Genomic DNA, 25,057 nt, shown 5'->3' with positions numbered 1-25,057 from the left:
GTTACCAATCCTCGACTACGGTGGACGTGCCGCCGTAGCGGCGGGCCGAGCTTTCGAACTGAACCAGGTCGTCGGATACGACCGGATCAGTCGGTAACGGCGGCTCGGGCGGGATCAAATTCAACTCGCCGCGGGCATGGGCCTTCAGCGTGTCGATCACGCCTTGGTAAGCTTTGGCCGCGTCGTCGGTCATCCGCTCGGCGCCGTGGAGGTAATACAGCGCCACCGTCGAGGCGAGACGAGCGATTAACGTGGTTTGCACCGTATCCGGAATGCCGTAGCTGAGGATCAACGCGTCGGCATCGGCCAGGCATTTGTCGATCGCATCCAGCGCGCCGGCCAGCGCGGTTTGCTCGTCCGCGCTGTAGCCGGTCAGACTGCCGCCGTCGATGGCGACGCGTAGCGCGGCCTCCGGCGGCATGACCATGTCTGCCGGTACCGCCAGCTGTGCCAGACGGCGGGCGTTGGTGCGGGCCAGCAGATCGGCGCGGGTGGCGAAGGGCATTAGCCGGCGCTCCGGGCGGATTGGATTTCAGCCCAAATGGCGTCCCGTTCTGCGGCCGAGACCGGAGACAACGGCGCACCGAGAATCAGCTCAATGGCTTTCGTTGCCGGGCGACCGTCCCCCAGCCAGTTTTCGGCAACGTTCGGATTCAACACCTCGATTGCACCTTTGATTTGCTCAATTCTGAGCTCGGCTGCGGTTTTTTCAGCGGTGTTCGCCGGTTGTTCGCCATCCGTTGCAGCGGTGCCATCCGCTCCAGCGTCAGCGGCATCCGCGGCCGGGGCGTCGTCGCCCGTTTTAATTTCGTCGGTGGTAGCGAGGCCTTCGGACCCGTCGGCCTCCGGACCTGTTTCGACCGGGTTTTCGTTGCCCAGGTCAGCATCGGCCGTATTGGCCACCGGGGAGGCGGTACCGGTATCGGTTCCTTCCGCCGCAGTCTCCCCAGTCGATCCCTCATCAGTTGCTTCGCTCTTCACAGGGTTGTTCGGGCCTTGTTCGGTTTCGATGGCGCCGGCCTGGCTGGTCGCGGCCACCTCGACCAACACAGTCGGTTTGTCGGTTACTTCCAGATACGGGTCTTCTTGCAGTGCGGCCACGGTGGCATCGTCCATACCGTCCAGCTCGCGCCAGTTGCGGGTAAAACGTTGGCCGGCGCGGTCGCGCTTTTCGATGTCGGTGCGTGGATTCACGCGGCAATACAGTTTTGGCATGTCAGTCTCCTAAACGATTAGCGGGGCGGGGTTACTGCACCCAAGGGCTTACCAGCAGATCCACGCGCTTATAGTTGGTATTGCTTTCGCCGTTGCCGATCATTTCTTTTGCCAACAACGCTTCCGCCGCTACCCGATTAGCCGGGCCACAAACCAGCAAGCTGGGCACGGTGCCCAAAATGATGCCGCCATCGCCTTTTTGCGACAGCATGCGGTTGTAAAGCTCATCGAAGTTGGTGGCGTTCAACGTGGCTTTGGAACCGTAGCAACACTGCCAGAAGCCATACGCCGCCGCACCGCGCCAACGGCCGCCGAACGAATACACATCGTTTTCGAACACGTTGGTCGATTGGTTGGGGTTGGTCTGGCTTTCCAATTGCGCCGGCACCCGCTCCTGCAGAATCAGTGCCGGGGCGTTAGATGCAAACAGGTACCACGGTGAACCGGCACCGGCCTGGATGTTTAAGGTTGCGGTCACAGCACCGGTACCGTCGGTATTGGCATATACCGGGTGATCGGTGTCGAAAAAGAATTGGTCGTCGTAGCAGTTGGTCGACCAGCCGGCCGACAATGCGGAAAACATGATTTCATCCATCAACCGCGCCGCTGCTTCGCCGTGGCCGTAGGCTACCGTGGCGTAATGGCCGAAATCGTCGTCTTCGACGTCGGTACGTTGCACGTCGATGGTGGCTTCGTATTTGTCGTTGGTGACGGTGTAGGCCTTTTCGGCGATGGCTTTATGCAGCCGCGAACCCACCCACTTGCGGAAGGATGGCCATTGCGTCAACCAGGCATACGTGCTGCTTTTGCTGGTGGACTTCATCAACCGGGCAATCATCCGCCAATTGCTCGGGGTATTGACCAGACCTTTGTCAAAATTGGCCTGGAGCGTAGTTTTCAGTGCGTCGAGTTGCGCTTGTGTGAGTGCCATGTCTGGCTCCTATTCAACTAAAAATGAAATCCGAGAGGCCGTTACTTGCCCGCGTACTTTTTCTGCGTGGCCAGGTATTCCTCTTCCGTCACGCCCATTTGCTCGGCAATTTTCTTTTGCTCGGCGGTCAGCGCGGCGGTACCGGTAGTGCGGTCATCACCAGTTTGGCGCTGGGTGACAGGCAGCGGCGCGGTGGTCTCCAGAAATTCGGTCAACGCGGCCAGGCTTTGCTTTTCCGCCCAGGGTGTCAATGCCGGCGCCATGCGGCCATCGGTCAACGCGGCGGCGATCAGGTCGGTTTTTTGCTGAGCTTCGGCCGCGGCTCTGTCGTCGTTGATTTGCTTGTTCAGCGCGGCCAATTCGCCCAGCGCGGTATCGCGCTCAGTGGTCAACGCGGCGACTTGGGTTTTCAGCGTGTCGCGTTCGGCGGTGAGTGCCGCCAGGGCGGTTTCGGTTTGGGCGTGCGTGACGCGCAGCGCCGCGAGTTCTTCTTCGGGTCTTGGCATGTCGGTGGTCTCCGGATTGAGATCGGGTAAGGAAAAGCGTTTGGAAAGGGTGGCAATGCCGTCGTCATCGTCCAGGCCGTCCAGGCCGTCGATGGCGGGGGTGTTGGTGAGTGCGACGGAAATCACGTCCAGCACTTCGCCGGTGGCGCTGTAGTAGTAAAAAACGGCGCTGATGTAGCGGTACTCTTTGTCGGCGATGCGTTGTTTGGCGGTACTGGTCCAGTCCACGCCAATGGCATACAGGCCTTTGCCGTCGCGCCATTGCATATCGTGAAACCAGCCGGCGGCGATAACGGGTTGGCCGTTGTATTCGGAACGCAGGGATTGGTGTTCGTAGTCGATCAGGGTGTCGTTTTTGCGGTCGCGCAGGCGCTGGATCACATTCGCAGCAATCGTCGCGTCGAGTTGCCAGGCTTCGCAATCCCAAGGCCGACCATCGTCGGCGCGGAACGGACCGACCGGCAACAAATGCGCCTCGGTCGGCACATTGGCGCCGGCGGCGATCTCGAATGCGAGGGATGCGACTTTGACAGCGGGTTTGGACATGACGGCCTCGGTAAATCAGTTGAGGCCAGTATCCGGGTTTGAGGGGTGTAAAAAGAGACTGGAAATGTTTCCAGGTGTGGGTTGTTAGTATCCGAACGAGTTATCGATAATAACCCGATTGCATTGGCGGCAAAACCCCGTTTAAAACCTCGCAGGCGCGTTTAAACGTTTTTGGGCTATGCAACGGGGGCGATCAATACCGTTAAGCGCCGTGTGCGGCCTGTATATCGATTTATGAAAAACCGGCCCCGTCTCGTGGGGCCATGCCGACGGTTGCGCCGATGGGAGGTAGTCACCGGGACCGCTGCGGGTGTTTTTTGTAGCTGGCTCACCGCCCGCTGGAGCCGTGCCCCCGTGGGGCTTGTTCAGGACCATTTTCGTGACACCACGAAAATGATCGGTCAGTCGAATAAACTCATCTGCCGATCGTCGCACTCGCCTTCGCGGCGAATGTTGGTAATCTGGCGCACGGTCAGGTGGTAGGCGCGGGCTTGGTGCGAGGCGCTCTGCCAGTCTTTGTTCGCGTTGATCAGGGAATTGCGGTGCTTGATCCACAGCTTGTCGATTTTCGGCACGCTGAAGCGGTCGTTGCTGTCCAGATGCGGCGCCAGTTCCGCCCGCAAGCGCTGTAACTCGTCGTCGGTCAGGCCCAACGCGCGGGTGTGGTGTTTGGGCAAATTGATCAAGAGCCCGCCCCATTGCCGCAGCCATTCCTGCGCGCGGCCGTAGCCGAGCGCACGCACCACCGCCCGCAGCACGGGCGGCAGTGTGGCTAACAGTTCCGGGGAGAGGTCGAAATCGTCCATGAGATTAGCGGGCCATCCAGGCTTTGAGTGCTTCGATAATGGCCTGCCGCTCCATGTCGGTCAGGCTGTCCAGGTCGGGTACGTTGTGGGCGGTTTGTCTAGCGCAAAAGGCCAGCAGCGCCGGGCGAGAGGCGTTGGCGATTTTGCCCGCCTTGCCCAGCTTGCCCCATAGCTTAACGATCAGACCGATCTGCGGCGATACGGCTTTAGTGCTATTGCCAGCACCGTAGGTGTTCCGCCGCGGCCAGCCGCGGGCGGCGTAGTCGTCAAGCACGTTAGCCAGTTGCGGCACGTTCAGCGTTTTGGCGCTGATATGGCCGCCATGCTCGGTCGCACCGTGACGGGCGAGTAAGGTGCGGTGCATGTCGTCGCCCCAACCGGGCAAGCTTTTCTCGGCCCAGCTTTTGGCGATGCCGACCAGCTTGATGTAGTGCGCCAGCAAATCAGCCATGAACGGCCTCCCGATCGTAGCGCTGAGCTTCCAGCTCGTCGGCCTCGTCTTCGGCTTTGGCCGATTCGGACATCAACCGGTTGTAATCGAACATGCTGTCCGCGTTGCGCGCGGCATCGGCCAGATGCCGGGCGCGATCGCGGAGTTGGCGGATACGGGCGTCCATTACGCAATGTCCTGTTCGAACGGCACGACGGCAAAATCTTCAACACCGGTATTGATGGTGATCCCGGCAATACCTTGTACGGCCTTCGGTTCGGCCAACACCGCTTCTTTGTTAAGCTCGTCCTTGGTGCGAATAAAGCGCGACAGGCCAAGATTGCGTAAGGTTTCCAGCACCTTGTCGACAGCCCGCACGCTGACGCTGGGCGGACGCTGCCGCCAGCTGACTTCGCCGGTGATCAGGTTGGCGGTCTTGCCGCCGTCCTTACACAATTCAGCGCGGTTGGCTTCACACCAGGTTTGAATACCATTTAACAGGGCGTCGATCTTGGTTTTTAACGCCTCGATATGCACTTTGCGGCTGTCAGTAATTTTGGCGATTTCGTCGTTGATCTCGGTTTCGATGCGAGTCAATTCGCGCTGTGCCAAACCCAGCTCACAGATGGCGGCCTGGGTTTGTTCTTTGGTTTGGCAGGCATAAGTTGCTGCGGGGGCTTTAATACGTTTGGCCATGTGTGGCTCCTATGTTTCATGATACGTAGGCTGGGTTAAACAACGTGCAACCCAGCGTTGATTGCGTTTTGCTGGGTTTCGCTTTGCTCTACCCACCCTACGATGTGTCCGGCGGCGCCACCCCGCCTTTCCAGTTGGCCGGCGGCTTGCTCCTGGTTTTGGTTTGTGCCTGGGCGGCGAGACTGGCCACCGACACCGGCGCACCGCCAACGTTGCTGCGGTTGCGCTGTTGCTCGATTTTGTCCTGCTCCAGCTTGGCGGCCGCCCGCTCGCCGCGGCCGGCGATCATGCTCAGCAGATAGCCGTTGGATTTGAGGGGCAGCACTAACGATTCGGGACGGTTGACGACCAGTTTCATCATCTCCGCTTCCCAAATCGCCGCCGGCGCCGAATAGGCGATGCCGTTGCGCTTGATCTGCGCGTCCTTGATCAGCGGCACCAGTTCTTTGGTCAGCGCCAAACGCCTGGACCAGCGCAGCTCCTGCTTCAGCGGCTTGAACAGCTCCAGGTAGCGCAACAGCGCGCCGACCAGGCTGATCGGTAAGCCGTTGAGCAATCCGGTCCATTCGTTGCCGGCCGCCACTTCCAGCGCCTGGACGATATCGACGTCCTTGCCGCAGTACGGGCACGGGATGGCGCAGGCGTTGCTCACAGGCGGCACTCCAGGCCGGCGACCACCATGATCGGCGCGGCCCAATGGCAATACGCCAGGTAGGCAAACGCGGCCCAGCCGATGGCAGCGATCCAGCGGGTATCGGTGAGCTTGTGGCGCAAACGGCCCTCTTTGCCGAGCAGGTCGTCGATGATCCGGTCGTGCCCGGACAGGCGTTGGTCGCGTTCAATTTGCTGGCGGCGACGGCGTTGTTCGATCATTTGGTTAACCAAAGGCATGGCGTCTCTCCTAGTAGAAAGCCCAGTCCGATTGCACGCGCACGCGCAGCCGGTTGTGCGGTTTGTGGCATTGCCGGGCCACCAACCGCTTGAGCTGGTTGGCCTGGCGCTGGGTTTTGCCGGCGTAGTCGCCGCGCAGAAATCGATTGACGAGATAGTTGTTCATGGCGGCCTCAATGGCGGGTAACCGTCTCGGCCAGCGTGATATGCCGACCGTGTTGTTCCAGGTAGCGGGTGGCGTTGGCGACCATTGCTTCGCCCAGTACCGCCGACGGCGCGTTGCGCTCGCCGGGGTTGGCGACTTCGGTGCCTTCGATTTCCACGCCGCGTTCGGTGTCGCGGATTTTGATTAGGTAAATAGCCACGGAGCCTCCTACGCTACCGATTGCAGGCACAAAGCCTGTTTGGCCACCGCATCCACCAGGGCCACGTTCAACTCGCGGTTGCCGCGGAATTGCTGGATGGCGGCTACCAAGCCCTCGATCAGCATCCGAGCGCTGCCCTTGCTGTAGGCATACAGGCGCTTGACCACGTCGTCGCTGACGTCCTCGTCGCCGAACGCGGCCTGGGTCAATGCGGCGGCATCGTCGGCGGTGATGCCCTTGACGGTTTCCGGCCAGAAGCCGGTGCGGCTGCGGATTTGGTCGAACTGGCCGTGGGCTGGTCTGATCAGGCCGGTCAGGTGTTCGGTGCCGGCCAGTACGATGCCGATGTTGGCCAGGTCACGCAGGCGGCGCAGCGTGTGGAGGACGTGCGGCGTCAGCGTGTCGGCCTCGTCGACGATCAACAGGCTGTCGGTGTTCTGCAGGCTGTTGATGACCGACTGGAATTTGTCGTCGATGCTGCCTTTGCCCTCGTAGCCGGCCACGGTGCGGGCCAGCAGCTTGATCAGGCTTTGCACGGTCATGGTCGGCGTGGCCTCGATTAAGTAAGTGTTGGGTGTGGTGCGCTGGTAATGCTTGACGGCAAAGGTCTTGCCGGTGCCGACAAAGGCGCTCAGCACCGCGAAGTTACGGTAGCGACGGGCCATTTGGCAGGCGGTCAACGCCAGGCGGAACACGCTGGTTTCCACCGGCGCCACGGTATCGCTGGCGGTGTCGTCGGCGTGTTTCATGGCGTTGGCGACGTTGACCAGCATCTTGCTGGGGCTGGTGGCATAACTGCCGCCCAGGATTTGGCTCAGCGTGCTGGCCGAGACGCGGGCCAGCCTAGCCAGCGCGGCTTGTTTGTAATCGCGCTCGGCCAGCCAAGCCTTGATCTGTTCGATCAGGGCGATATCGTCCGGCGTGTAGTGTTGGGGGTAGTTGCTCATAAAACCACCTTGCCGTCCGCGTTGCGCAGAATGTCCAGGAATTCGCGGGTGTCATACCGCAACTGGTCCAGGTTCTTGGCCTCGGTTTTCATCAGCACCGCGCGATCTAATTTCCCCAAAAACAATTCAATAGCGCCTTTAACGTGTGGCTTGCTGACCGGCTGGTACGCCGTGCGCTGCTGCTCGTGAAACTCACTCTGATAATCCAGCGATAGCAACTCTCGGCTATCAATGTCCATTCTGACAACCGCCCATACCATCGATTCGCCCAACTGAATGGCTAGCCGTCGGTTGACTAAAAATGCATCGGTAAATGTGCTCATAGGGTTTGCCTCACTCAAAGCTAAAAAGATCAATCTCAATGGTTTCCGGCAGCGCCGGGGTTTGGTCCAACAGGGTTTGCGCATTGCTGGCGACGGCGTCGGCATCGATCACCAGGCCGGCGCGGGCGTTGAGTTCGTCCACCTTGCGTTGCAAGCGTTTGCGCTGGTCTTCCACCCGCTTGTCGCGGCGCTCTTCCAACCGGCTCTTGTCCACGGCATCGACGCTGTTGATCAAATGCGCATCGCAGATCCAGCGGCCGTCCTGGGTGCGAATGACGGCGACGCGGTTGTCCATCAGGTCGTACTCCAGCACCACTTGCAGGTGGTTGTAAGCATGCAGGTCCGGATGGCCGTATTGGCGCTTGTTATGGGTGATACTGGCCCGGCGCACGGTCAGCACCACCGCCTGCCGCTTCATTTCCAGCAGGTCGGCATGCGGCGGCAGCGGCGACAACTCGCCCCACACCTGGGCGCGGCTGACGTGCTTGTTCTCCGGGTGCTGACGTTGCACGTAGCGGGCGATCCAGGCGTTAAATGCCTCGGCAAACTCCATCAAGGTGGGAGGTTGCAACTTGCCACTTTTGACGGCTTTGATGGTTTCGGCGCGGGCCTCGTCGCACATGTCGTCGCCGCAGTAAAACGCCGGGCGCCAGGCTTTCAGAAAGTCGCGCTTGACCTCGACGAAGAAGCGCTCGATCCAGCCCTTTCCGTGCGGGTTGCCGGGGATGGCGTGAATCACCTCGATGTTATGGCGGGCGTAAAAGCCGGTCATGTCGTCGCTCATCAGCTTGTTTTTATGGCCGGAACCGTTATCCACATAGAGAAACAGGGGCACGTGGTTCCAGCGGGCGAAAGTTTCCGCCCACAAGTTCTGCACGGCCGTGGTGCCCTCGTGCTCGTCGGCCCGCCAGCCGACGATAAAGCGGCTGCGCAGATCCATCGCCACGGTCAACTCGGGCCGCCAAGGAAACTTGCCGTCGATGGGGTTGACCAGGTAAATGTCGGCCATGTAACCGTCGGCAACGTACACGTCGCCCGGCAAAGCGCGCTCGGTGCAGCGGCGGATGTAAGCCTTCTCGGTCAGGCGGTACAGCTTGCGGCCGATGCGAGCCGGGCTGTGGCGGCCGAGCATGGCTGGGACGCTGTTGAGATAGCCGCGCACCTGGTCGTAGGTGCAGGCAAAGCCTTCCACCTCGGCCAGTTGCCGCCAGACCACCGACATTTCCGGTTGGCTGGGCTGGTTGTAATACTCCAGCGCCGGCCCCCACCAGGCCGGTTGCTCGGTGACGACGCGGCCCTTGTGTTGTTCCAACAGATCGACTCTACCGCCGCCGGCCTTGACCACCTTCAACCATTCGAACAACACGCTGCGGGTCGGCGCGGCGCGGTTAGCTTTGGCGGCGGTCTTCATCGCGTTTTGCAGGTACGGATGCAGCGCGCCGGTTTCCGCGCGGGCCAGCAAGGTTTCGATGGCTTTGTTGGCGCTAAACCCGTTGCGCTCCATGTCCAGGATGGAATTGACGATATCGAACCGTGCCGTGGCGACCGCGCGCTGGCTGTCGTTGGCCTCTTTCCAAGGGTCGCGCTGGCGTAGCGCGATGACCTGGGCAGTGGGGCGCACGGCGGGGCTGTTATCGGCCATCTGTTGTACGAGTGGATTGGCGTTGCGGCGCATGGCTCATGCCCTCTATTTGTCCTTTTTGGGGCGGCCTGGGCGATTTGGCCGGGCGTCTTCGCGCTTGGCTTTGGCCGCTTCGTGCTTGCGCTCAATCAACGGGTAATCCAGCAGCCAGCGCTGCGCCTCGTCGTCGGTCAGCATGTGCTTGCTGGTGATAGTGTTGGGCAGATCGACCAAACTATTTAGGCGGATATGCTCCATAACCGTGGCGGCGCGGGCAGCAATTACGTTGGCGGTCACCCACAATTGCTCGATCCGCAGCTCTTTCTCGGCTACTTCCATATCGTTCAACTGCTCGTTAAACACCGCTTGCAGGCTGTTTAACGCCACTTCGCATTCGGCTTGGTACGCCAAGCACTCTTCGCGGACGGTGTGGGTTTTCCAATGGAACTCGTAGTCGCGGTTGTCGCGCTGCTTGAACTTGTTGATCAGGGCGTCGCGGTGCTCGACCTCGGCGTTCAGCTGCTGATTGCGCCGCTCGGCGGTTTTCAGCAGATCGCGCAGTTGGTCGTAGGTCATGGTTTCGGCTTCGTCGAGCACATCGGTGCCGTTTTCGGCAACGCGGTCTATGACCTCTTGTGGCAGCTTAGCCAGCAATAACGCTTGTTTTTTGCCGATGCTCAACATCTTGCCGCGTTGGCTTTCAGGCAGGCGAGCGTAGTATTTGGCGAGACGTATGCACTCGTAAACTCGCGCTTCAACTAAACCGGATTTCTCAATCCATGCTTTAAAATCACCGACTACGCCGCCGGCGTAGTCGGCATTTTTAACCGCTTCCTGAGCCGCCCAAAAGGCCGCTCCGGCCCGGCAGGCCTTGAGCATACTGGTATTCAGCTCTTCGATACCAATCGTCATCAGTTCGCTTACGCCCAAATCGGACAAGCCAAAATCGCGTAAACATACCTGTAGCTGAGTTTGTTCCTGACTGGCTACTGGCGTTAATGACTGCGCATCGGTATCGATATTGATCAACTCGCCGTCAACAAAGGTGCGCGCTGGCGGCAAGTCCATATCTAGCTCACCAACTGGTGCAGCACCGATACCCAAATCTATAAATTGATCATTGGCCATGACGCCCCCCTGTCACGATATAGCCAATGTCCATACCCAAATCACCAGCAAGTGCTAGGTATCTAGCGCATGGAGAACGACGATCATCTTCCCATTTAACTACTGCCTGCTTGCCAACCCCTACCTTGCCGCCAAAAGCAGCCTGAGAAAATCCTAATCTTTTTCTTTCTTCTCTTAACCGACTTCCAATTGATGACTGAACGGCAGTTGAAAGAGACCGTACGGCATTCACAGTTTTGGTATCACGAGGTGTTGACAAGCCAATTTCGACACCAATACCTATCCGGCTATTTCTAACAATTCCATCGGTAATCATGCGGCTTCTCCTTGTTTCAGACCGAGTGCCACCGCCACGCGGTGCGCCTCTCCCCGACGACCTTTATTCGTGCCGTTGATAACGGCCAGTACGGTTGAATATTTGAATTGATGGGTCTTGGCCCAATCGCTGAAGGTTTCGCCCCGATTGGCGAACTCGGTTTTGACTTGTTCAAGTGTCATGCTCTAAGCTCCATCGTGATAATTGATGATGGCTTATTATGGGAAAGAAAACTTTCCCTGTCAATAACAAAAAGAGAAAGATTATTATGACTATCGGGGAAAGATTGAGAGAGGAGCGCGAGCGTCTAAAGCTTACGCAGCCTGTATTTGCGGAGGCTGGCGGTACGACAAAGCAAACGCAGCACGCATACGAATCAAACCGGACTACACCCAAAGGAAGCTATCTGGCCAAAGTGGCAATGCTAGGGGTTGATGTCGGGTATGTGATTAGTGGCGAACGCTTCGAAAACGTCGCTGGCTCACCTATTGAACTGGCGTACTTACGCCAATGCCGCGCACTGGCTACCAAAGGATTGGCACAACAAGGCCTAGACGGTCTTAACTTCTTGAGGATTTCAAATGGTATTGAATGGCCCGAACAGAAATTAGAGCCGGCCATAGAAGGATAAAAAGCATGATCAAAAAAACATTGTCTGCCGCTATTCTTACCTTTTCGATGGATAGCCAAAGCGCTAATCCACCAACATTCAAAATATCTGCCGATCAGTTAATAGAAACCTATAACTCTCTAGCTTCAAAAGTGGACGGCATGAAAAAGCTGCCTGCGAAGTCAAAGATGGAGAAAGCGGCGGAAAACGAGCAGTTCGTAACCTTACAGCATTACGTACTACCCAATGCGATAGTTACTATCAATATCGACAAGAAAAATGGTCATCCTTATGCGATAGGGGTGATATCAAAATCAGACAATAAAAGTGAAGAATTAGATTTATTCAACGTCAGATCATTAGTAGGAACGACTATATTCGGCCCGAGTTCTGAAGCCGGTGAACTTGAAAAATTATGTGTGGACATATACGCCACAGGTCATCCAGGCGCACTGAAAAAAACAGTCAAAAATTTTACTGTTTCATGCGGCATGAATGATGGCTTATGGATTGCTCTTATTACAAAAGCGACTATTGAACAATCAAAATGAAAAAACTATTCCCCTTGTTAATCCTGACCCCTTTGCTGGCGTTCGCAAACGAATGGACCGGGACCGTCGTCGGCATATCCGACGGCGACACATTGACGGTTTTGAATGCTCAGAAAAAGCAGATCAAAATCCGCTTGGCTGAAATTGATGCGCCTGAATCCAAGCAAGCGTTTGGCACTCAGGCCAAGCAATCATTGTCCGAGCTTTGTTTTAAAAAGTCCGCCGTCGTAGAGGACAAAGGCACGGATAAATATAAACGGACGATTGGACGCATTAAGTGCAATGGTGTCGATGCCAATGCCGAACAGGTAAAACGTGGCTTTGCCTGGGCCTATAGGCAATATCTGACCGATCAAAATATTGCCGCCCTGGAAGAATCTGCGAAGGCCGCTGGCGTGGGCTTATGGGCGGATGCTGAACCGACTCCACCCTGGGAGTTCAGGCATGGAGGTAAACCCAAGAAAGCCGCGCCAACGGCGAAAGCCGATGATGATTTACCCGGTTTTGGGGACGGTGGTAATTGTGGGGCGAAACGTACCTGCGGGCAGATGAACAGTTGCGCCGAGGCGAAGCATTACCTGAACGACTGCGGCCTTTCTCGGCTGGATCGCGACCATGACGGGATTCCTTGCGAGTCTATTTGTCGTTAAATTTTATAATTCGAAATGAACGCTGACTCTGAGAAAAAAATCCGGGAATTTAAACAGTCTGATATTAGGTTTTTGATTCTACAAATTCTCAGTCAACAGACAACCTACATGGCTAATCAAGAATTATTGCTGTTTGCGTTGAATGAGTTTGGGAATGCGATTAGTCATGACCAACTTTATATAGAACTGTCTTGGCTTGAGCAAACAGCTAACACGATAGTTGTCAGAGTTACAGGGGGCATTTACGTAGCGCAATTAAATGACTCCGGACTGGATGTTGCAAAAGGAAACCGTTTTATACCTGGTATTCGGCGTCCTATTCCATCTGAAATTCCATAAACTAACCCATAAAAAGGCGCTCAGAGGCGCTCTGAGTGTAGGCGCTCGCGGCGCTCTGCATGGAGCTCTAGGCTCTCGTTTTTAACCCGCTTGCGTGACCCATACTGAGATAGGCACCCTGAATAACCCTAAAAACCGAGACCAATCACTCGATACTGAATCTGGTTCTCCGTCTGGTTTTCGGCGATGCTTCATGTAATACACCTCGCCGTTATGAACAAAATCAACGGTGAGTGTTACACCTTGTTTCGTCACTTGTGTGCCTGGTGTCGGTATATTCAAAACTAATCTCCAGTAGATATAGACGCTTCTTTAAATTCATTAAATTGCCCTATTAACTCCCTTTTAAACCGACGGGCTGTGCCAATAGCTTTGGTCTCATCTATATCGTTGAAATAAGCCTTTGCTTTATTCCATGCACTGTCGGATTCTGTAAATTGAACCGCGATCGAGCAAACGCCCAATCCTGGCGGTTCGCAAAAAAACCTAACTTCTGGTCCATTTTCACCCTCATCCAATTTCACCAAAACTTGGTCGTCATCTGGGCCGAACAATTTCGCAAACATACTTTATCTCCTATCGATTGATGGCGGATTATAGCCAGTAGGCAATCTCAACATCGCCCGCCATACGCGGTTAAAAAATCTCGGATCGGCGGACACTTCTTTCCATTTCGTGCCGCCATTGCTCTCGTAAAACGCCTTGATGCGCTGGTAGTTGCGGTCGGCTCGCGCTTGCCAGGTCATTTGACGACCATTGCATAAACGGCCCAGAGCACGCCAGTGACAACCCCAAAAAAGAAAGATGCCAAAGGGCTGCCGGTATTGATTGCCAGCCCACCGAAAATCAACCAGGCCGCTATAAACTCAATCATTCTTCATCGCTGCCCAGGTTTAGGTCATTCGGATGGCATTAGAACACCTGGCTGCCGACGTAAAACCGGCCGAGAAGTCTACATTCGGTAGCAACCTCGTGATGAGCCAAACCCCAGATACACCAGCTGAATAGCCATACCAGAGCATTCTTTAGCGTCAGTTGTAAAAACAGGTTTTTCACGGTTTATTCCCTCCCGGAAACACAATCCAAACAGTCACGCACGGCAGGACGTTGATGCACAGGCGCTTGTTGTACGGCGACCAATGCGCGCCGATCCACACGCTACCCCAGCGAATCAGTACGCCGGCTTTCATGGCGATACCCCCAACAACGCGCCGCGCTTAGCCTGCACCGGTTTATGCAATGACACGTCCGCCGCCGCTTGGTAGCCGGCGGCGCTGGCTTGCCAGTCGTTGCCGTGCTTGGTGGATGCGCCGGGCCGTGTATCGTCGCTTAACATGTCTCCGTACTTTTGCTGCTTGAAGGCGGCAATGGCTTGTCGCTCGGCTTCATTGCCGGCGAATTCGTTGACCTGCTTGGCGATGCGTTGAACCCAGGCCTGGCAGAACAAGTCGGCGCGCCTGATTTTCGTTGCGCGTTTCAGGCGGCTGCTCTGGCCGGCGTTGAATGCCGCGCGGTCGCGCTGCACATGGCGGCGCAACACATCGTAGGTGTACGCGGCCAGCTCCGGCTTGATACCCAGCCCAAAAAAACGCACCTGGGTATGGATATTGATGAAACCCAGCTCGCAGACCACGCCGCAGCCAAAGGCCTTGGCAATAATGACGGACAGATCGCCCAGATAGGGCGGCAACTTAAAGGCGGCACCGGTATCGACCGTTTCGTCATGGACATTGGCCGCGGCCACGTCACCACTGGTGAGGTTGTACTTCTGCATCAAAGCATCGGCCTGGCGTTTGGCGGCTTCGGCTTCCGCCGGGTTGTCGCTACTCGCCAGGGCCAGACATTTGGCGATTTTGTTTGCGATTTTTTTCAAGTCGTCAGGCGTCATCACACATTACCCCGGCTAATTGGTTTTGATCCGGATGGTGCAGGTGAATTTACAGCGCGCGCAGAGCGGTCCGAATAAGGACCAGCCGACAAAAAGATACAGGTATTTGCGGCCGATCGGGATATGGCCTCTGATCATCCAATAGCCGTCGTCGCGTATCCAGAGAGCGTCGCGGTCCTGCGTGTCGCCCCAATCAGCGCGAAAGTTCGGATCGTCCGGACATCCCAGCACCATGTAGTTAACTCGGTTGCCGCCGTTGCGCCACAGCCAACGGATGCGGTTCCAGAGGCTAAGCGGGTCGCTGCCGGGGCGGATATGCTCGGTGCGCCAGCCGTCGTCGCCGGACAGATCGTTGTCGATGGTTTCCAGCCAGGTGAATGGAAACAGCAAAAAGCGTTTGTCGTTTGTGGTAAAGGACGCCACGGCAACGGGCGCCAGCGGGTAGCGGGCAACGGCGACCAGCAAATGCAGCGGCAGGTACAGCAGCCATTGCACGATTCTGAGTGTTAGTGTCATCGGAGTTTCCTGTTGGGTTAAGACGCGGCGAACGATACGCCGCCGGCCTGCCGTTGCTTACCCTGGAAACGTTTCCAGCCTGACCGGCCTTCGCGCGCGCGCGTAAATTTCACCCTGCATTTGATTCGTTTTTGAATCGTCATTAACGCAGGAGACTGAGATGAAATTACCGAGATTGTCTGTGTGGGCGGGCATAAGCCTGCTGCTGTTGGCCGTGATTGCGCTGCTGTATCCGCAGCAGATCGGCGTAGCGCTATTTAAGGTCGCGCTGGTGACGACGGCCGGCGTGGTGGGTTATTACCTGGACCGGGCGTTGTTTCCGTATGCGCGGCCGGATGGGTATTTACGACATCATCCGGACAGGCGGTATCACGCCGAGTGTTCGGCTGAGGATGCGGATTTTCGCGTCAATAAACACTATCACGTGGTGTTTGCCCTGGCGATGCTGCGCCGGGCTCTGATTGTGGCCGCCGCGATGCTGGCCGTGAGCTTGGGGGCGTAATGGCACGCCGCAGCTTACATTTGGCCGACATCGCCCGCGAATTGCTGGCGTTGTTCGGCGGCATTCTGGTGATATTGATGGGCGTGCATTTGCTGTCCGGTCCGGCCCAGGCCGCACCTATCGTACCGCGCGCCGCTATCGCTTATCGGTCCGAGCTTACTCGCATCGCCCATGCTGAATGGGGATTGGCTGCGCCGGTGGCGGCGTTTGCCGCGCAAATCCATCAAGAGAGCGGCTGGCGGCCGGAGGCGGTGTCCCGCGTCGGCGCCAGGGGCATGGCACAGTTCATGCCGGCCACGGCGGTGTGGTGGTGCCAGGTGCAGCGCCTACCAGCCGAGGATTGCCAACCGACTAATCCGGTTTGGTCGATGCGTGCCTTGGTGGGGTATGACCGCTGGCTGTATCAACGGGTATCGGGTGATTCTGATTTCGACCGGCATTGGGCAGCATTGCGCAGTTACAACGGCGGCCTGGGACATTGGTTGAACGAGGCTAAAAACGCCGGCAGCTATCAGCGCGCGGAGGTGGACCGCGCTTGCGGATCGGCCAGCCGCGCGGCCGTGCATTGCGCCGAAAACCTGGGTTATCCCCGGCGCATTCTATTTACTCTGCAACCTCTCTACTCCGCTTGGGGCGGGGAGGTTACGCCATGACTCGCATTTATCTCGCCGGCCCGATGTCCGGCATTGCCGACTTCAATTACCCGCTGTTCAACGCAACTGCCGAAAAGCTGCGCGCCAAGGGTTACCACGTGGAAAACCCGGCCGAGAATCCGGTACCCGAGGGCAACAGTTGGCGTGAGTATATGCGGCTATCCATTCGGCAGATGTTGACCTGCGACATGGCCGTGTTTTTACCGAATTGGGAGCAATCGCGCGGCGCCCAGCTGGAGCATGAAGTGGCGACGCAATTATCCATGCCTATCCGTATGGTGGGCGATCTTCTTGCGGAGGACGCATGAATCCATTAGCGATAGCCGGCTTGGCCGGCCTGATCTGCGGCCTGGGCGGCGGCGTCTATGTGACCGAAGCGGTAATGGGCGAACGGATTGCAATCATGGAAGCCAGCCAGGCCAAGGCTGTGGCCGCATCTGCGCAAATTTACCACCGCCGGTTTGTCGACGAGAAAGCCCGCGGCGATGCGCTGTCCAATCGGTTGGCGCACACCGAATCCGATTTAATCCTACGCACCCTGGAGGTGACCCGTGCCGTTTCTAAAGTTACTACTGGTCGCGCTTGTCTTGGCGATGCTGCTGTCCGCCTGCTCAACGGCGCCCCGCGTACCGTGCCCCAAGCCGCCGGCGCATCTGTTGCAGAGAGTGCCGCCATTGCCACCGATACCGACGTCGCCGGCTGGATCGGCAACGCCCAAGGCCAATACGAAACCTGCCGAGCCCGGCTCGGCGCATTGATCGATTACGAAGAAGGACGTCCCGATGACCGAACAGAACAATAACGAAGCCGCGCTGGCCCAACAGATTGGCCACTTGACCGGCGAAATCCGCGCCATGCATGCGGCAGTACTAGCCAGCATTGAGCATTTGCGCGAGGACATGCGCCGGTTGGAAGACACCAGCAACAAGCGCATCGAGCGTCTGGAAGATCGGTTGTCCGGTCGGTTGGATGCGGTGGAAACCAAGATCGGCGAGCTGCAAAGCGAGGACAAACGCATCATCGAGAAGGTGGCCAAGCTGGGCGCCTTGGGTGGCGGTGCCAGCGGCGCGCTGGTAGCCGGGCTGGTCGAGATTTTGAAGCGAGTGGTCTAGCACATGGCCCACACGCCGGAAACGCGGGCCAACGTCCGCCGCATGTACGTGGAAGGCATGGCGCTGACGGCCGCTGCCGCTTGCTGCAATGTCAGCTACGACACGGCGCGCGAGTGGAAGCGTCTGGGCAAGGAACGGGGCGACGATTGGGACACCGCGCGGGCCGCCTACCGCGTCAGCGAGCAAGGCATCGACGAGCTGAACAAGAACATGATCGAAGATTTTGCCCGGTTGGTGTTGACCACGACGCGCGAGCTGGACAACTCGACCATTCCCGCCCACGAGAAAGCCGGCGTGCTGTCGCAGCTGGCTGACGCCCATGCCAAGTTTGCCAAGGCCTTTTCGCGCATCAATCCGCAATTTAGTGGTTTATCGGTGGCGCTGGATACGCTGAAAACCGTGGTCGATTTGTTGCAAAAGCGCGATCCGCAAGCGCTGCGAGCCTTGCAGCCGCACATTGAGGAGATTGGGGCGGTGTTGGGGAAAAGGTATGGCTGATTTGCGATTGATTGAGGCGATATCGCCGGCCAAACGAAACCGATTGTTAGTCAGTTTTAAGCTTGTGTGCCCGTGCGGTTATGAATCTAAACGGTCCGAGCCTATCACTCTCAAAAAAGCGGAAGCGGATATGTTCTTAATGGGTGCGCTGGATGCTGCCAAGTTAACGCATGACTGCAAAAATGTCTGAATCCATCGACATCCAAGAAGTCCGCAACTGGCGCGAGTTCGAAAAAGAGCTGACCGTTCTCGGCGAGCAAATCCGCCAGCAGATCGAGCTGGAGTGCGAGGCGTTTGCCACCGATCCGGAAGCGACGAAGGAGCGCCGCGAGCGCTGCCTGTTCGATTATCAATTTTTCTGCCATACGTATTTCCCGCACTACGTGCCCACGGCGTATTTCAGCGAGTTCCATCGGTTTATTTTCAAGCGGCTGCCGGAATGTATCGATGCCACTCGGGATGCGCGCGAAGTTCATCTGGCGCCGCGCGGCGAGGCTAAATCGACCTACGAAACGCAGCTGGGTTTGTTGTGGTGCATCTGCCGGGCCGTGTTGATCGACGAAAAAGGCGGTGTCCAGGCGTTGGGATTACCCGCGAAGGCTAGAAAGCACATGATGGGCATCGTCATGAACACGGAGGAGCAAGCGGCGGAGATGCTGGAAGCCATCAAAGCGGAGCTGGACACCAATCCCCGCTTGCTGATGGATTATCCGGAATGCACAGGGGCCGGCAAAAAGTGGCAGTCCACCACGGCCATCACCAACAACAATATCAAAGTCCGCATCGGCGGTACCGGCAAGAAAATCCGGGGCATGAAGCACGGCCCGCACCGGCCTGATGCCATCTTTCTGGACGATTTGGAAAACGACGAGAACGTTAAAGTCAAAAGCCAACGCGACAAGATCGAAGACGTGGTGTTGAAGGCGGTGATCGGCTTGGCCGGACCGGGCGGCGGCATGGACGTATTTTACGTGGGCACGTCGCTACATTACGACGCCGCTATTAATCGTGTGGGCCGCAAGCCGGGTTGGCGCAAGAAGGTATTTAAGTCGATCGTAAAAATGCCGGACCGCATGGATCTGTGGGATGAGTGGGAAGCCCTGTACACCCGTAGCGGCGAAGACGAGGAAAAGGAACAGTTCGAAGCCGAAGCGCTGGCGTTTTACGAAGCCAACAAAGCCCTGATGGATGCCGGCGCGGTGGTCAGTTGGCCGGAGGTGCGGCCGCTGTACCGGCTGATGTGCATGCGGGCGACCGATCACGATGCGTTTAATCAGGAACAGCAAAACGAGGCCGGCAACGACGAGAACGCGCCGTTTAAGGACATTCAGTTTTGGGTCAACCGGCTGTCTGACTGGGTGTTTTTCGGCTCGATAGACCCGTCGCTTGGGAAAAAAGGCACGGTCAAAGGCGACCCGTCAGCGATTTTGGTGGGCGGTTTGGATCGTAAAAAGATGGTGCTGGACGTGGTGGAGGCTGACATCTGCAAGCGGGTTCCTGAGTTAATCATTACCAGAGCGATTGACTATCAGATTGAGTATCACTGCCTGGCGTGGGCAGTTGAAACTGTGCAGTTTCAATTTTTTCTGCATACACAGTTAATAAAAGAGGCGGCGCGCCGTTCTATTGCGTTTCCTGGCGTTCCGGTGCAACCGGATACTGACAAAGCGCTGCGGATTATCAGCCTGCAACCGCACATCAACAACGGGCTGATTCGGCTGCACCGCAGCCAGTCCACGCTGATCGAGCAGCTGAAGTTTTGGCCGGAAGCGGACCACGACGACGGCCCGGACGCGCTGGAAATGCTGTGGCAGATCGCCAAACAGTTTGGCGGCGAGTGGGATTACACGTCGGCAGGCAGCAGTCGCGGACAGCGGCGCTCCACCAGCCGGGGCAATAGCGATTATGACGAGGATTGGGATGATGATTAACCAAAATAAATTGATGATTTGCTGCCCCGCTTATGGGACATCTAATCCGTTTCCATCAAATGCAGATCATTACCGTAAGTATCACGGAAAAGTCGCGTGGCTAGTTAACCCATGGACAGGAACTAATCGCGATCCTAAAGATATTGGCTCCGATCCATTTGGTTTACTGATTTCGGATGGTGCAGAGATTGACCCTGTTCTGAAAAAAATCGAGCAGGAGTTACATGAGGCAAAACGACTGCTAAGGACGCTTAATCTATACAACGAAGATCTATTTGATCCTGAATTTATTGTTGCTTGTCGAAAATTGCTGGGGTCATAACCATGATTAAACAAGCCAAAGCCGCCCTGGCCGCGCTGGCGGGTGTCAGTAAAAAAGGTCTGCAAGTGCTGCAAGCCGGCGCCCGCTCAACGCAAAGCACGCCGATGAATTACAACAGCGTCAACACCCTCGACCCGACCCGGCTGGCGAATGCGTTTGCCCAGGCTGATCAGGGTTTCATCACCGATCAGGCGACGCTGTTCGAGTTGGTCGAAGAGCAGGACGCGCATATTTTTTCGGAGCTGGCCAAGCGCCGCCGCGCGGTGACCGGGCTGAATTGGGACCTGCATCCGAAGGACGACGCGACCCAGGCCGAGATCGACAGGGCCAAAGAGCTGAAAGACATGCTGTGCCAGATCAAAGGCGTTGACGATTCAGGGCAGCGAAAATACCAAAGCTTTTCCGACGTGCTGTTCGATTTAACGGATGCGATCGGTAAAGGTTTGGCGGCACAAGAGATTCAGTGGCGCACCGGCGCGGAATGGGTGCCGGCGGCCTTACATTGGGTGCCGCAGCGGGAATTTCAGATTGATATCAAAAGCGGTGAGTTGATGTACCGCAAAAACGGCATGCCGGAGTCGCTACGCGAGTGGGGCTGGGTGATTCACGAGCACCGGGCCAAGTCGGGCTACATCGAGCAGGCGGCGCTGTTCCGGGTTCTGGCTTGGACCTACGCGTACAAGGCCTACAACGTGCGCGACATGCAACGCTTCCTGGAAGTGTATGGCATGCCGCTGCGCTTGGGTAAGTATCCGGCCGGCATTGGCAAGACCGAACGCGACCAGTTATTGCGCGCGGTGCGCAATATTGGCAACGACGGTGCCGGCATCGTGCCCAGCACCATGACCATCGATTTTGTCACCCAAAGCTCGACCGGCAACGTCACCGATTTTTTGAACGCGATCCAGTATTGGGAGCGCAAGCAATCGATGGCCATCCTGGGCGGGACGTTGACGAGCCAGGCGGACGGCAAGACCAGCACCAATGCGTTGGGAGCGATCCACGACAAGGTGCGGCGCGAAATCATGCTGCACGACGTGCAGCAGATCCAGCCGACAGTAAACCGCGATATCGTCCGGCCGATTGTGCTGTTGAACGGGATGTTTGCTGAAGACCGCATGCCGGAATTTTGCTACGACACGTCCGACGAAGTGGACCAAAAGGCGATGGTCGACGTGCTGGAGAAAGGCGCAGCGTTGGGCATGGAGATCGATGTCGATTGGGCGCACCGGGCGTTGCAGATTCCGCGCGCAGGCGATCAGGCAAAGATTTTGACGACGGCCGGCCGTGCTGCGGCGTCGAGTCCGGCCGGGGCTGCGCTGTCCCGCCTGGCGGCGCTGGCCAGGAAACAACAAGACGGCGATATCGTCGGCAATTACAGCCAACAATTGGCTGCGCTGTGCATGCCGCACGAAGAGGCAGCGATTCAGCAGATTGCAGCGGTGGTGGCGGCGGCAGGTTCGTTTGACGATGCGATTGCCGGCATCGAGGCGCTGAATTTGGATAGTAACGCCTGGGCCGGGTCGTTGCAGCTGGGCATGGCGGCGGCGCATTTGGCCGGGCGCGGCGATATCGGCGGTGCAAAATGAGTGTGCATATCGAATGGACGCAGGGCGTGGCGCGGACGTTCGATCCCGGCAAGCGTTTCGAAGATGCGGCGCCGTTCGTATCCGTCGTGAAATTGGACAAAATCGGGCCGGATACGGTACTGCTGTCGGCGGATTTGTCGCAACGTAAACTCAATCGCGGCGATATCGCCGATTTGAAAGCCGAATTAGCCGCGGCCGGGTTTGAGTTGGTGCATTGCTGGCGCAAGATCGGCCGCAAAGTGCCTTACGGCGGCAGAGTGATCCGCACCAAGGGCCAATTGGCGCTGTGGGAGATACCGTTGTGACGGATTCGCCGGCCAAACTGCCGTTTAAAGAGGCGATTGATTTTTATAAGGCTAAGATCCGGCTGCCGACCGCCAGTTGGACGGATATTTGGCAGGAGCAGCACAGCCACGCCTTTGTCGTAGCCGGTGCGGCACACGATGCGCTGGTCGAAGACTTCTATAACGCGATTTTCGATGCCAAGCAGAACGGCGGCGGTTATGAGGATTTTCGCGGGCGGTTTGACGAGATCGTGGCCAAGCACGGCTGGAGTTATAACGGTTCCGCCGGCTGGCGGAGCAAGGTGATCTACGACACCAATATCAATCAGTCGTACAACGCTGGGCGCTATCAGCAAATGGTGGCGGTCAAGCATCTGCGACCGTATTGGGAGTATGACCATACGTCGATCGAGCATCCTCGGTTGGAGCATAAGGCCTGGGATGGTTTGATTTTATCCGCCGATGATGTCTGGTGGGATACGCACATGCCGCAGAATGGCTGGGGTTGCCGGTGCCGGGTCAATTCGCTGTCCAATTACGAAGCGGAACAGGCCTGGCAGGCCAAAGGCATGACCGGCCCGGACACCGCGCCGCCGATCGAATGGGAGGAAAAGACGGTCGGCAGCAAAGGTGCGTCGCCGCGCACTGTTCGAGTGCCGAAGGGGATTGATCCGGGGTTTGCGTATAACCCCGGCAAGGCGTACCTGGAACCGCTGACGGTTCCGCCGTTGACGGGGGCCGATGCGGCGTTACAACAACGCCATAAACCCTGGCCTACTGATTTTGTAAAGCCAGGTAAGTCGAAACCGACGAATGTTTCGTCAAAAATCATTAATCCACCGGGCGCTGTGCCAGAAGATGCGGTGGCGGAATATCTGGATATTTTTGGCGCAACAATAGATCAAGGCGTGGCATTTACCGATGCGGCTGGTAGTACCTTGGCGATTACCAAGGCGCTATTTCAAGACGGCAAAGGCGATTTCAAATGGCTGGCCAGCGAACGCAAAGCCGAACGGTTGCGCTATATCAATTTGATGGCGATGGCCTTGATTGAGCCGGATGAAATCTGGTGGCTGTGGGTTAAAGATCATCACGAAAAAGGTAAGTGGCGGCTAAAGCGGCGTTATCTGCGCGCATTTACAATCGATGGCGAGAAAACCTATGCCGTGACGGTATTTGAGTGGGGCAGCAATGGCTGGACGGGTTCAACAACGTTTATGACAAATCAGCCGAGCGAAGATTTGCGGGAGGAATATTTCGATAAGCAGCGCAATGGCCGCTTGGTGTTCAAGAAGGGTGATTGAGCCAAGTTTCTGCACAAACTTGGCAACAGGATCGGGTTTGAGGGCCATGCAGAACCGCAGCTCCGTCACCATGATACTTATTATATAGGCGATGAACGATTATGCAATTTGAGATCGAGTTTGATACCAGTCACTTGGATCATATTTTGGAAGCGGCCAGGCGAGAGATTGCAACACCGGCGGAGATGCTGGGCAGTATCGGCGAGTCGTTGTTACGGGTTAACCGGAAGCGGCATGAAAAAGGCGTGGATCCGGAGGGTAAGGAGTGGAAGCCGCTGTCTGCGATGACGTTGTCTGAGGGTAAGCGCAAGGGCGGGCCGCTGAAAAAAACCGGGCGGATGTTGGCCAGTTTGCTTTATCAGATAGATGGCGACACGTTGGTTGTGGGTTTTGACGGTGCGAGGGATGCCAGGCTGGCGGCGATTCACCACGGCGGTACCGATCCCTATGTGATTCGGCCGCGAAATAAGAAAGCGTTGGCGTTTGGGGGGATTGTGCGGCGGCGGGTGAATCATCCAGGCTTACCCAAGCGGGAGTTGCTGGGCTTTCCGGATAGCGACAAGAATTTGGTGGAGCATGTCACGATCGATCATCTCACGCGGGTTTTAAACCGGGTTCGATGATCGTTTGAAGGGAATTTAATCGGCGTATTCGACGACTTCACAGTGGATCACGAAGCCGGTTAGATATGGCAGGTTTTTCGGTATGCCGTATTCTTTCGCGGTCATGTTGCTGATCGTCCAACTCATCCATTGGTCAACGGCGGCGGCGATCGCATCGGTTAGGTCGGGCTTTATTAAAAGGTGGTTTAGGACGGTATCGCCAAATTGTCGGCCGTACCGGCTGTCTAAAAAGGGTTGGATGGTTTCGAACGGCTGGTGGGTGGCATCGGCAATTTTTTTAACCGCTATGGGCCATGCGGCAGCCGGGTCGGCATGCCCATCTAAAGTGCCCCAAAAGCCCCATTCGATATTTTGTGTTTGCGGGATGATTTGCGTCATTGTTTCTCTCCGTCGGTAGGTTGTGTTGACGGTATTGACGCTCTGTTGCGGCAGGTTTTCAAGCGAAAACCGGGGGAAATTACCCTTATTACGCGGCTAATTTATGCCGATATTCTCGGGATATTTCCTACAATTGAGCCCGATTTTGTCCGGAATTCAAGATTCTTGACGTTACGGCGAGAATCCAGTGTTTTCGCGGGTTTCCGGGCGAAATGGGGTTAGTTAACCTGTCCCGTTTCCACCCCCTCCCTACTATGATGCCCGCGAACGAGATCTCGCCGGTGTAATAAAAACTCAAAGCCAACAGTGCACAGACGATCGCCAGCAGGGCGATGGCCACGCCTTGGTAGGTGGTTTTGGAGACCTCGCTTTTCAGGATTCTGACGTTATCGGTAAGCAAGTGTTTGGCGGCAATCATGTTTTTGGACTTAAAATTCGAACCGTTCCTAGCAATGTTTCGGCGTCGCGCTAGCCATGTCACCTTGACGCGGAGCGAGATGTAAGGACGTTTTACCCCAGACGCGGTCGCTTTGTTTCAACTCAGTTCAAAGTTTAGACGATGGTAATCATTTGTCTGCCACCGCCG

Annotated in this window: 41 protein-coding genes; 16 read left to right on the top strand and 25 right to left on the bottom strand. The window is 56.9% G+C overall.

Annotation, left to right across the window (positions count from 1 at the left end; translation table 11 throughout):
• Position 1: 1 nt before the first annotated feature.
• The 18 genes from PL263_RS05190 to PL263_RS05105 form a co-directional block, all read right to left on the bottom strand.
• Complete coding sequence (locus tag PL263_RS05190; protein ID WP_278212006.1) at positions 2-505, bottom strand: phage protein Gp36 family protein; 504 nt, start codon at positions 503-505, stop codon at positions 2-4.
• On the bottom strand, positions 505-1,215 hold the full coding sequence (locus PL263_RS05185) for a hypothetical protein (protein ID WP_278212005.1): 711 nt from the start codon (positions 1,213-1,215) through the stop codon (positions 505-507). The genes PL263_RS05190 and PL263_RS05185 overlap by 1 nt, the downstream gene beginning before the upstream one ends.
• A gap of 31 nt (positions 1,216-1,246) precedes the next feature.
• Complete coding sequence (locus tag PL263_RS05180) at positions 1,247-2,146, bottom strand: Mu-like prophage major head subunit gpT family protein (protein ID WP_278212004.1); 900 nt, start codon at positions 2,144-2,146, stop codon at positions 1,247-1,249.
• A 41-nt stretch (positions 2,147-2,187) separates the two neighbouring features.
• A complete protein-coding gene (locus PL263_RS05175; RefSeq protein WP_278212003.1) occupies positions 2,188-3,198 on the bottom strand; it encodes a phage protease in 1,011 nt (336 codons plus the stop codon).
• 401 nt (positions 3,199-3,599) lie between these two features.
• Positions 3,600-4,004 (bottom strand): hypothetical protein, encoded by a 405-nt coding sequence (locus PL263_RS05170; RefSeq protein WP_278212002.1) that lies wholly within the window; start codon positions 4,002-4,004, stop codon positions 3,600-3,602.
• 4 nt (positions 4,005-4,008) lie between these two features.
• A complete protein-coding gene (locus PL263_RS05165; protein WP_278212001.1) occupies positions 4,009-4,455 on the bottom strand; it encodes a regulatory protein GemA in 447 nt (148 codons plus the stop codon).
• Positions 4,448-4,621 carry a hypothetical protein gene (locus PL263_RS05160; protein WP_278212000.1) on the bottom strand — a complete coding sequence of 58 codons (174 nt, stop codon included), beginning with the start codon at positions 4,619-4,621 and terminating at the stop codon, positions 4,448-4,450. The genes PL263_RS05165 and PL263_RS05160 overlap by 8 nt, the downstream gene beginning before the upstream one ends.
• Positions 4,621-5,130: a host-nuclease inhibitor Gam family protein gene (locus PL263_RS05155; protein WP_140911033.1), complete on the bottom strand. Its 510-nt coding sequence runs from the start codon at positions 5,128-5,130 to the stop codon at positions 4,621-4,623. The genes PL263_RS05160 and PL263_RS05155 overlap by 1 nt, the downstream gene beginning before the upstream one ends.
• Positions 5,131-5,227: 97 nt before the next feature.
• A complete protein-coding gene (locus tag PL263_RS05150; RefSeq protein WP_278211999.1) occupies positions 5,228-5,782 on the bottom strand; it encodes a hypothetical protein in 555 nt (184 codons plus the stop codon).
• Positions 5,779-6,021, bottom strand: coding sequence for a hypothetical protein (locus PL263_RS05145; RefSeq protein ID WP_278211998.1), 243 nt, complete (start codon positions 6,019-6,021; stop codon positions 5,779-5,781). The genes PL263_RS05150 and PL263_RS05145 overlap by 4 nt, the downstream gene beginning before the upstream one ends.
• Positions 6,022-6,031: 10 nt before the next feature.
• Positions 6,032-6,187 (bottom strand): hypothetical protein, encoded by a 156-nt coding sequence (locus PL263_RS05140; protein WP_278211997.1) that lies wholly within the window; start codon positions 6,185-6,187, stop codon positions 6,032-6,034.
• Between the two features lie 7 nt (positions 6,188-6,194).
• Positions 6,195-6,386 (bottom strand): hypothetical protein, encoded by a 192-nt coding sequence (locus PL263_RS05135; protein WP_278211996.1) that lies wholly within the window; start codon positions 6,384-6,386, stop codon positions 6,195-6,197.
• Positions 6,387-6,394: 8 nt separating this feature from the next.
• Positions 6,395-7,333, bottom strand: coding sequence for an AAA family ATPase (locus PL263_RS05130; protein WP_278211995.1), 939 nt, complete (start codon positions 7,331-7,333; stop codon positions 6,395-6,397).
• The gene (locus PL263_RS05125) at positions 7,330-7,656 is read right to left on the bottom strand and encodes a hypothetical protein (protein ID WP_278211993.1); all 327 of its coding nucleotides are present in this window, start codon (positions 7,654-7,656) and stop codon (positions 7,330-7,332) included. The genes PL263_RS05130 and PL263_RS05125 overlap by 4 nt, the downstream gene beginning before the upstream one ends.
• A 10-nt stretch (positions 7,657-7,666) precedes the next feature.
• Positions 7,667-9,331: a transposase family protein gene (locus tag PL263_RS05120; RefSeq protein ID WP_278211992.1), complete on the bottom strand. Its 1,665-nt coding sequence runs from the start codon at positions 9,329-9,331 to the stop codon at positions 7,667-7,669.
• Between the two features lie 12 nt (positions 9,332-9,343).
• Positions 9,344-10,405 carry a hypothetical protein gene (locus tag PL263_RS05115; protein ID WP_278211991.1) on the bottom strand — a complete coding sequence of 354 codons (1,062 nt, stop codon included), beginning with the start codon at positions 10,403-10,405 and terminating at the stop codon, positions 9,344-9,346.
• A complete protein-coding gene (locus PL263_RS05110) occupies positions 10,395-10,721 on the bottom strand; it encodes a helix-turn-helix domain-containing protein (protein ID WP_278211990.1) in 327 nt (108 codons plus the stop codon). The genes PL263_RS05115 and PL263_RS05110 overlap by 11 nt, the downstream gene beginning before the upstream one ends.
• Entirely contained in the window at positions 10,718-10,903 is a 186-nt protein-coding gene (locus PL263_RS05105) for a DNA-binding protein (protein WP_278211989.1), read from the bottom strand. Before PL263_RS05105 ends, PL263_RS05110 begins: the two co-directional genes overlap by 4 nt.
• Before the next feature lie 38 nt (positions 10,904-10,941).
• Here PL263_RS05105 and PL263_RS05100 point away from each other — a divergent pair, with 38 nt between their 5' ends.
• The 4 genes from PL263_RS05100 (at position 10,942) to PL263_RS05085 (ending at position 12,871) form a co-directional block, all read left to right on the top strand.
• Positions 10,942-11,352 (top strand): hypothetical protein, encoded by a 411-nt coding sequence (locus PL263_RS05100; protein ID WP_278211988.1) that lies wholly within the window; start codon positions 10,942-10,944, stop codon positions 11,350-11,352.
• Positions 11,353-11,357: 5 nt separating this feature from the next.
• Positions 11,358-11,882 carry a hypothetical protein gene (locus PL263_RS05095; protein WP_278211987.1) on the top strand — a complete coding sequence of 175 codons (525 nt, stop codon included), beginning with the start codon at positions 11,358-11,360 and terminating at the stop codon, positions 11,880-11,882.
• Positions 11,879-12,532, top strand: coding sequence for a thermonuclease family protein (locus PL263_RS05090; protein ID WP_278211986.1), 654 nt, complete (start codon positions 11,879-11,881; stop codon positions 12,530-12,532). The genes PL263_RS05095 and PL263_RS05090 overlap by 4 nt, the downstream gene beginning before the upstream one ends.
• A 108-nt stretch (positions 12,533-12,640) precedes the next feature.
• Entirely contained in the window at positions 12,641-12,871 is a 231-nt protein-coding gene (locus tag PL263_RS05085; RefSeq protein ID WP_278211985.1) for a hypothetical protein, read from the top strand.
• Between the two features lie 284 nt (positions 12,872-13,155).
• Here the strand turns inward: PL263_RS05085 and PL263_RS05080 are convergent, their stop codons facing one another.
• From PL263_RS05080 to PL263_RS05060, 5 genes are all read right to left on the bottom strand, one after another.
• Entirely contained in the window at positions 13,156-13,437 is a 282-nt protein-coding gene (locus tag PL263_RS05080; RefSeq protein WP_278211984.1) for a hypothetical protein, read from the bottom strand.
• 176 nt (positions 13,438-13,613) lie between these two features.
• The gene (locus tag PL263_RS05075) at positions 13,614-13,745 is read right to left on the bottom strand and encodes a hypothetical protein (protein WP_278211983.1); all 132 of its coding nucleotides are present in this window, start codon (positions 13,743-13,745) and stop codon (positions 13,614-13,616) included.
• A gap of 38 nt (positions 13,746-13,783) precedes the next feature.
• Positions 13,784-13,927, bottom strand: coding sequence for a hypothetical protein (locus tag PL263_RS05070; RefSeq protein WP_278211981.1), 144 nt, complete (start codon positions 13,925-13,927; stop codon positions 13,784-13,786).
• Positions 13,928-14,057: 130 nt separating this feature from the next.
• Entirely contained in the window at positions 14,058-14,759 is a 702-nt protein-coding gene (locus PL263_RS05065; RefSeq protein WP_278211979.1) for a DUF2786 domain-containing protein, read from the bottom strand.
• 15 nt (positions 14,760-14,774) lie between these two features.
• Positions 14,775-15,275: a hypothetical protein gene (locus PL263_RS05060; protein WP_278211978.1), complete on the bottom strand. Its 501-nt coding sequence runs from the start codon at positions 15,273-15,275 to the stop codon at positions 14,775-14,777.
• Positions 15,276-15,435: 160 nt separating this feature from the next.
• Here PL263_RS05060 and PL263_RS05055 point away from each other — a divergent pair, with 160 nt between their 5' ends.
• The 12 genes from PL263_RS05055 (at position 15,436) to PL263_RS05000 (ending at position 24,093) form a co-directional block, all read left to right on the top strand.
• The gene (locus PL263_RS05055) at positions 15,436-15,777 is read left to right on the top strand and encodes a putative holin (protein ID WP_278211977.1); all 342 of its coding nucleotides are present in this window, start codon (positions 15,436-15,438) and stop codon (positions 15,775-15,777) included.
• Positions 15,777-16,430, top strand: a complete 654-nt coding sequence (locus PL263_RS05050; RefSeq protein ID WP_278211976.1) for a transglycosylase SLT domain-containing protein — start codon at positions 15,777-15,779, stop codon at positions 16,428-16,430. The genes PL263_RS05055 and PL263_RS05050 overlap by 1 nt, the downstream gene beginning before the upstream one ends.
• Positions 16,427-16,738, top strand: a complete 312-nt coding sequence (locus PL263_RS05045) for a DUF4406 domain-containing protein (RefSeq protein ID WP_140911049.1) — start codon at positions 16,427-16,429, stop codon at positions 16,736-16,738. Before PL263_RS05050 ends, PL263_RS05045 begins: the two co-directional genes overlap by 4 nt.
• A complete protein-coding gene (locus tag PL263_RS05040) occupies positions 16,735-17,232 on the top strand; it encodes a hypothetical protein (protein WP_278211975.1) in 498 nt (165 codons plus the stop codon). The genes PL263_RS05045 and PL263_RS05040 overlap by 4 nt, the downstream gene beginning before the upstream one ends.
• Entirely contained in the window at positions 17,213-17,542 is a 330-nt protein-coding gene (locus PL263_RS05035; protein ID WP_278211974.1) for a hypothetical protein, read from the top strand. The genes PL263_RS05040 and PL263_RS05035 overlap by 20 nt, the downstream gene beginning before the upstream one ends.
• Before the next feature lie 3 nt (positions 17,543-17,545).
• Positions 17,546-18,040, top strand: coding sequence for a DUF1804 family protein (locus tag PL263_RS05030; protein WP_278211973.1), 495 nt, complete (start codon positions 17,546-17,548; stop codon positions 18,038-18,040).
• A 182-nt stretch (positions 18,041-18,222) separates the two neighbouring features.
• A complete protein-coding gene (gene terL / locus PL263_RS05025) occupies positions 18,223-19,971 on the top strand; it encodes a phage terminase large subunit (protein WP_278211972.1) in 1,749 nt (582 codons plus the stop codon).
• Positions 19,961-20,293, top strand: a complete 333-nt coding sequence (locus PL263_RS05020; RefSeq protein WP_278211971.1) for a hypothetical protein — start codon at positions 19,961-19,963, stop codon at positions 20,291-20,293. The genes terL and PL263_RS05020 overlap by 11 nt, the downstream gene beginning before the upstream one ends.
• A 2-nt stretch (positions 20,294-20,295) precedes the next feature.
• Entirely contained in the window at positions 20,296-21,882 is a 1,587-nt protein-coding gene (locus PL263_RS05015; protein ID WP_278211970.1) for a DUF935 family protein, read from the top strand.
• Complete coding sequence (locus PL263_RS05010) at positions 21,879-22,187, top strand: hypothetical protein (RefSeq protein WP_278211969.1); 309 nt, start codon at positions 21,879-21,881, stop codon at positions 22,185-22,187. Before PL263_RS05015 ends, PL263_RS05010 begins: the two co-directional genes overlap by 4 nt.
• Positions 22,184-23,470: a PBECR2 nuclease fold domain-containing protein gene (locus tag PL263_RS05005; protein WP_278211968.1), complete on the top strand. Its 1,287-nt coding sequence runs from the start codon at positions 22,184-22,186 to the stop codon at positions 23,468-23,470. Before PL263_RS05010 ends, PL263_RS05005 begins: the two co-directional genes overlap by 4 nt.
• Positions 23,471-23,571: 101 nt before the next feature.
• Positions 23,572-24,093 carry a phage virion morphogenesis protein gene (locus tag PL263_RS05000; RefSeq protein WP_278211967.1) on the top strand — a complete coding sequence of 174 codons (522 nt, stop codon included), beginning with the start codon at positions 23,572-23,574 and terminating at the stop codon, positions 24,091-24,093.
• Between the two features lie 15 nt (positions 24,094-24,108).
• Here PL263_RS05000 and PL263_RS04995 read toward each other — a convergent pair whose 3' ends face one another.
• Positions 24,109-24,471, bottom strand: a complete 363-nt coding sequence (locus PL263_RS04995; RefSeq protein ID WP_278211966.1) for a hypothetical protein — start codon at positions 24,469-24,471, stop codon at positions 24,109-24,111.
• Between the two features lie 127 nt (positions 24,472-24,598).
• Positions 24,599-24,889 (bottom strand): hypothetical protein, encoded by a 291-nt coding sequence (locus tag PL263_RS04990; RefSeq protein WP_278211965.1) that lies wholly within the window; start codon positions 24,887-24,889, stop codon positions 24,599-24,601.
• Positions 24,890-25,057 lie beyond the last annotated feature (168 nt).

This window comes from Methylomonas sp. EFPC3, from assembly GCF_029643245.1.
In the GTDB taxonomy this organism is placed as follows: domain Bacteria; phylum Pseudomonadota; class Gammaproteobacteria; order Methylococcales; family Methylomonadaceae; genus Methylomonas; species Methylomonas koyamae_B.
This window is presented reverse-complemented; position numbering and strand designations above follow the sequence as displayed.

Bases quoted from the DNA above. Each gene is read 5' to 3' on its own strand.
- PL263_RS05160 (WP_278212000.1), bottom strand. From the start codon at position 4,621: ATGGACGCCCGTATCCGCCAACTCCGCGATCGCGCCCGGCATCTGGCC.
- PL263_RS05145 (WP_278211998.1), bottom strand. From the start codon at position 6,021: ATGCCTTTGGTTAACCAAATGATCGAACAACGCCGTCGCCGCCAGCAA.
- PL263_RS05065 (WP_278211979.1), bottom strand. From the start codon at position 14,759: ATGACGCCTGACGACTTGAAAAAAATCGCAAACAAAATCGCCAAATGT.
- PL263_RS05130 (WP_278211995.1), bottom strand. From the start codon at position 7,333: ATGAGCAACTACCCCCAACACTACACGCCGGACGATATCGCCCTGATC.
- PL263_RS05010 (WP_278211969.1), top strand. From the start codon at position 21,879: ATGAGTGTGCATATCGAATGGACGCAGGGCGTGGCGCGGACGTTCGAT.
- PL263_RS05105 (WP_278211989.1), bottom strand. From the start codon at position 10,903: ATGACACTTGAACAAGTCAAAACCGAGTTCGCCAATCGGGGCGAAACC.
- PL263_RS04995 (WP_278211966.1), bottom strand. From the start codon at position 24,471: ATGACGCAAATCATCCCGCAAACACAAAATATCGAATGGGGCTTTTGG.
- PL263_RS05090 (WP_278211986.1), top strand. From the start codon at position 11,879: ATGAAAAAACTATTCCCCTTGTTAATCCTGACCCCTTTGCTGGCGTTC.
- PL263_RS05040 (WP_278211975.1), top strand. From the start codon at position 16,735: ATGAATCCATTAGCGATAGCCGGCTTGGCCGGCCTGATCTGCGGCCTG.
- PL263_RS05035 (WP_278211974.1), top strand. From the start codon at position 17,213: ATGACCGAACAGAACAATAACGAAGCCGCGCTGGCCCAACAGATTGGC.
- PL263_RS05115 (WP_278211991.1), bottom strand. From the start codon at position 10,405: ATGGCCAATGATCAATTTATAGATTTGGGTATCGGTGCTGCACCAGTT.
- PL263_RS05050 (WP_278211976.1), top strand. From the start codon at position 15,777: ATGGCACGCCGCAGCTTACATTTGGCCGACATCGCCCGCGAATTGCTG.
- PL263_RS05020 (WP_278211971.1), top strand. From the start codon at position 19,961: ATGATGATTAACCAAAATAAATTGATGATTTGCTGCCCCGCTTATGGG.
- PL263_RS05000 (WP_278211967.1), top strand. From the start codon at position 23,572: ATGCAATTTGAGATCGAGTTTGATACCAGTCACTTGGATCATATTTTG.
- PL263_RS04990 (WP_278211965.1), bottom strand. From the start codon at position 24,889: ATGATTGCCGCCAAACACTTGCTTACCGATAACGTCAGAATCCTGAAA.
- PL263_RS05165 (WP_278212001.1), bottom strand. From the start codon at position 4,455: ATGGCTGATTTGCTGGCGCACTACATCAAGCTGGTCGGCATCGCCAAA.
- PL263_RS05155 (WP_140911033.1), bottom strand. From the start codon at position 5,130: ATGGCCAAACGTATTAAAGCCCCCGCAGCAACTTATGCCTGCCAAACC.
- PL263_RS05140 (WP_278211997.1), bottom strand. From the start codon at position 6,187: ATGAACAACTATCTCGTCAATCGATTTCTGCGCGGCGACTACGCCGGC.
- PL263_RS05045 (WP_140911049.1), top strand. From the start codon at position 16,427: ATGACTCGCATTTATCTCGCCGGCCCGATGTCCGGCATTGCCGACTTC.
- PL263_RS05120 (WP_278211992.1), bottom strand. From the start codon at position 9,331: ATGCGCCGCAACGCCAATCCACTCGTACAACAGATGGCCGATAACAGC.
- PL263_RS05095 (WP_278211987.1), top strand. From the start codon at position 11,358: ATGATCAAAAAAACATTGTCTGCCGCTATTCTTACCTTTTCGATGGAT.
- PL263_RS05180 (WP_278212004.1), bottom strand. From the start codon at position 2,146: ATGGCACTCACACAAGCGCAACTCGACGCACTGAAAACTACGCTCCAG.
- PL263_RS05075 (WP_278211983.1), bottom strand. From the start codon at position 13,745: ATGATTGAGTTTATAGCGGCCTGGTTGATTTTCGGTGGGCTGGCAATC.
- PL263_RS05190 (WP_278212006.1), bottom strand. From the start codon at position 505: ATGCCCTTCGCCACCCGCGCCGATCTGCTGGCCCGCACCAACGCCCGC.
- PL263_RS05015 (WP_278211970.1), top strand. From the start codon at position 20,296: ATGATTAAACAAGCCAAAGCCGCCCTGGCCGCGCTGGCGGGTGTCAGT.
- PL263_RS05030 (WP_278211973.1), top strand. From the start codon at position 17,546: ATGGCCCACACGCCGGAAACGCGGGCCAACGTCCGCCGCATGTACGTG.
- PL263_RS05175 (WP_278212003.1), bottom strand. From the start codon at position 3,198: ATGTCCAAACCCGCTGTCAAAGTCGCATCCCTCGCATTCGAGATCGCC.
- PL263_RS05055 (WP_278211977.1), top strand. From the start codon at position 15,436: ATGAAATTACCGAGATTGTCTGTGTGGGCGGGCATAAGCCTGCTGCTG.
- PL263_RS05185 (WP_278212005.1), bottom strand. From the start codon at position 1,215: ATGCCAAAACTGTATTGCCGCGTGAATCCACGCACCGACATCGAAAAG.
- PL263_RS05080 (WP_278211984.1), bottom strand. From the start codon at position 13,437: ATGTTTGCGAAATTGTTCGGCCCAGATGACGACCAAGTTTTGGTGAAA.
- PL263_RS05060 (WP_278211978.1), bottom strand. From the start codon at position 15,275: ATGACACTAACACTCAGAATCGTGCAATGGCTGCTGTACCTGCCGCTG.
- PL263_RS05170 (WP_278212002.1), bottom strand. From the start codon at position 4,004: ATGGACGATTTCGACCTCTCCCCGGAACTGTTAGCCACACTGCCGCCC.
- terL (WP_278211972.1), top strand. From the start codon at position 18,223: ATGTCTGAATCCATCGACATCCAAGAAGTCCGCAACTGGCGCGAGTTC.
- PL263_RS05110 (WP_278211990.1), bottom strand. From the start codon at position 10,721: ATGATTACCGATGGAATTGTTAGAAATAGCCGGATAGGTATTGGTGTC.
- PL263_RS05125 (WP_278211993.1), bottom strand. From the start codon at position 7,656: ATGAGCACATTTACCGATGCATTTTTAGTCAACCGACGGCTAGCCATT.
- PL263_RS05100 (WP_278211988.1), top strand. From the start codon at position 10,942: ATGGGAAAGAAAACTTTCCCTGTCAATAACAAAAAGAGAAAGATTATT.
- PL263_RS05085 (WP_278211985.1), top strand. From the start codon at position 12,641: ATGGCTAATCAAGAATTATTGCTGTTTGCGTTGAATGAGTTTGGGAAT.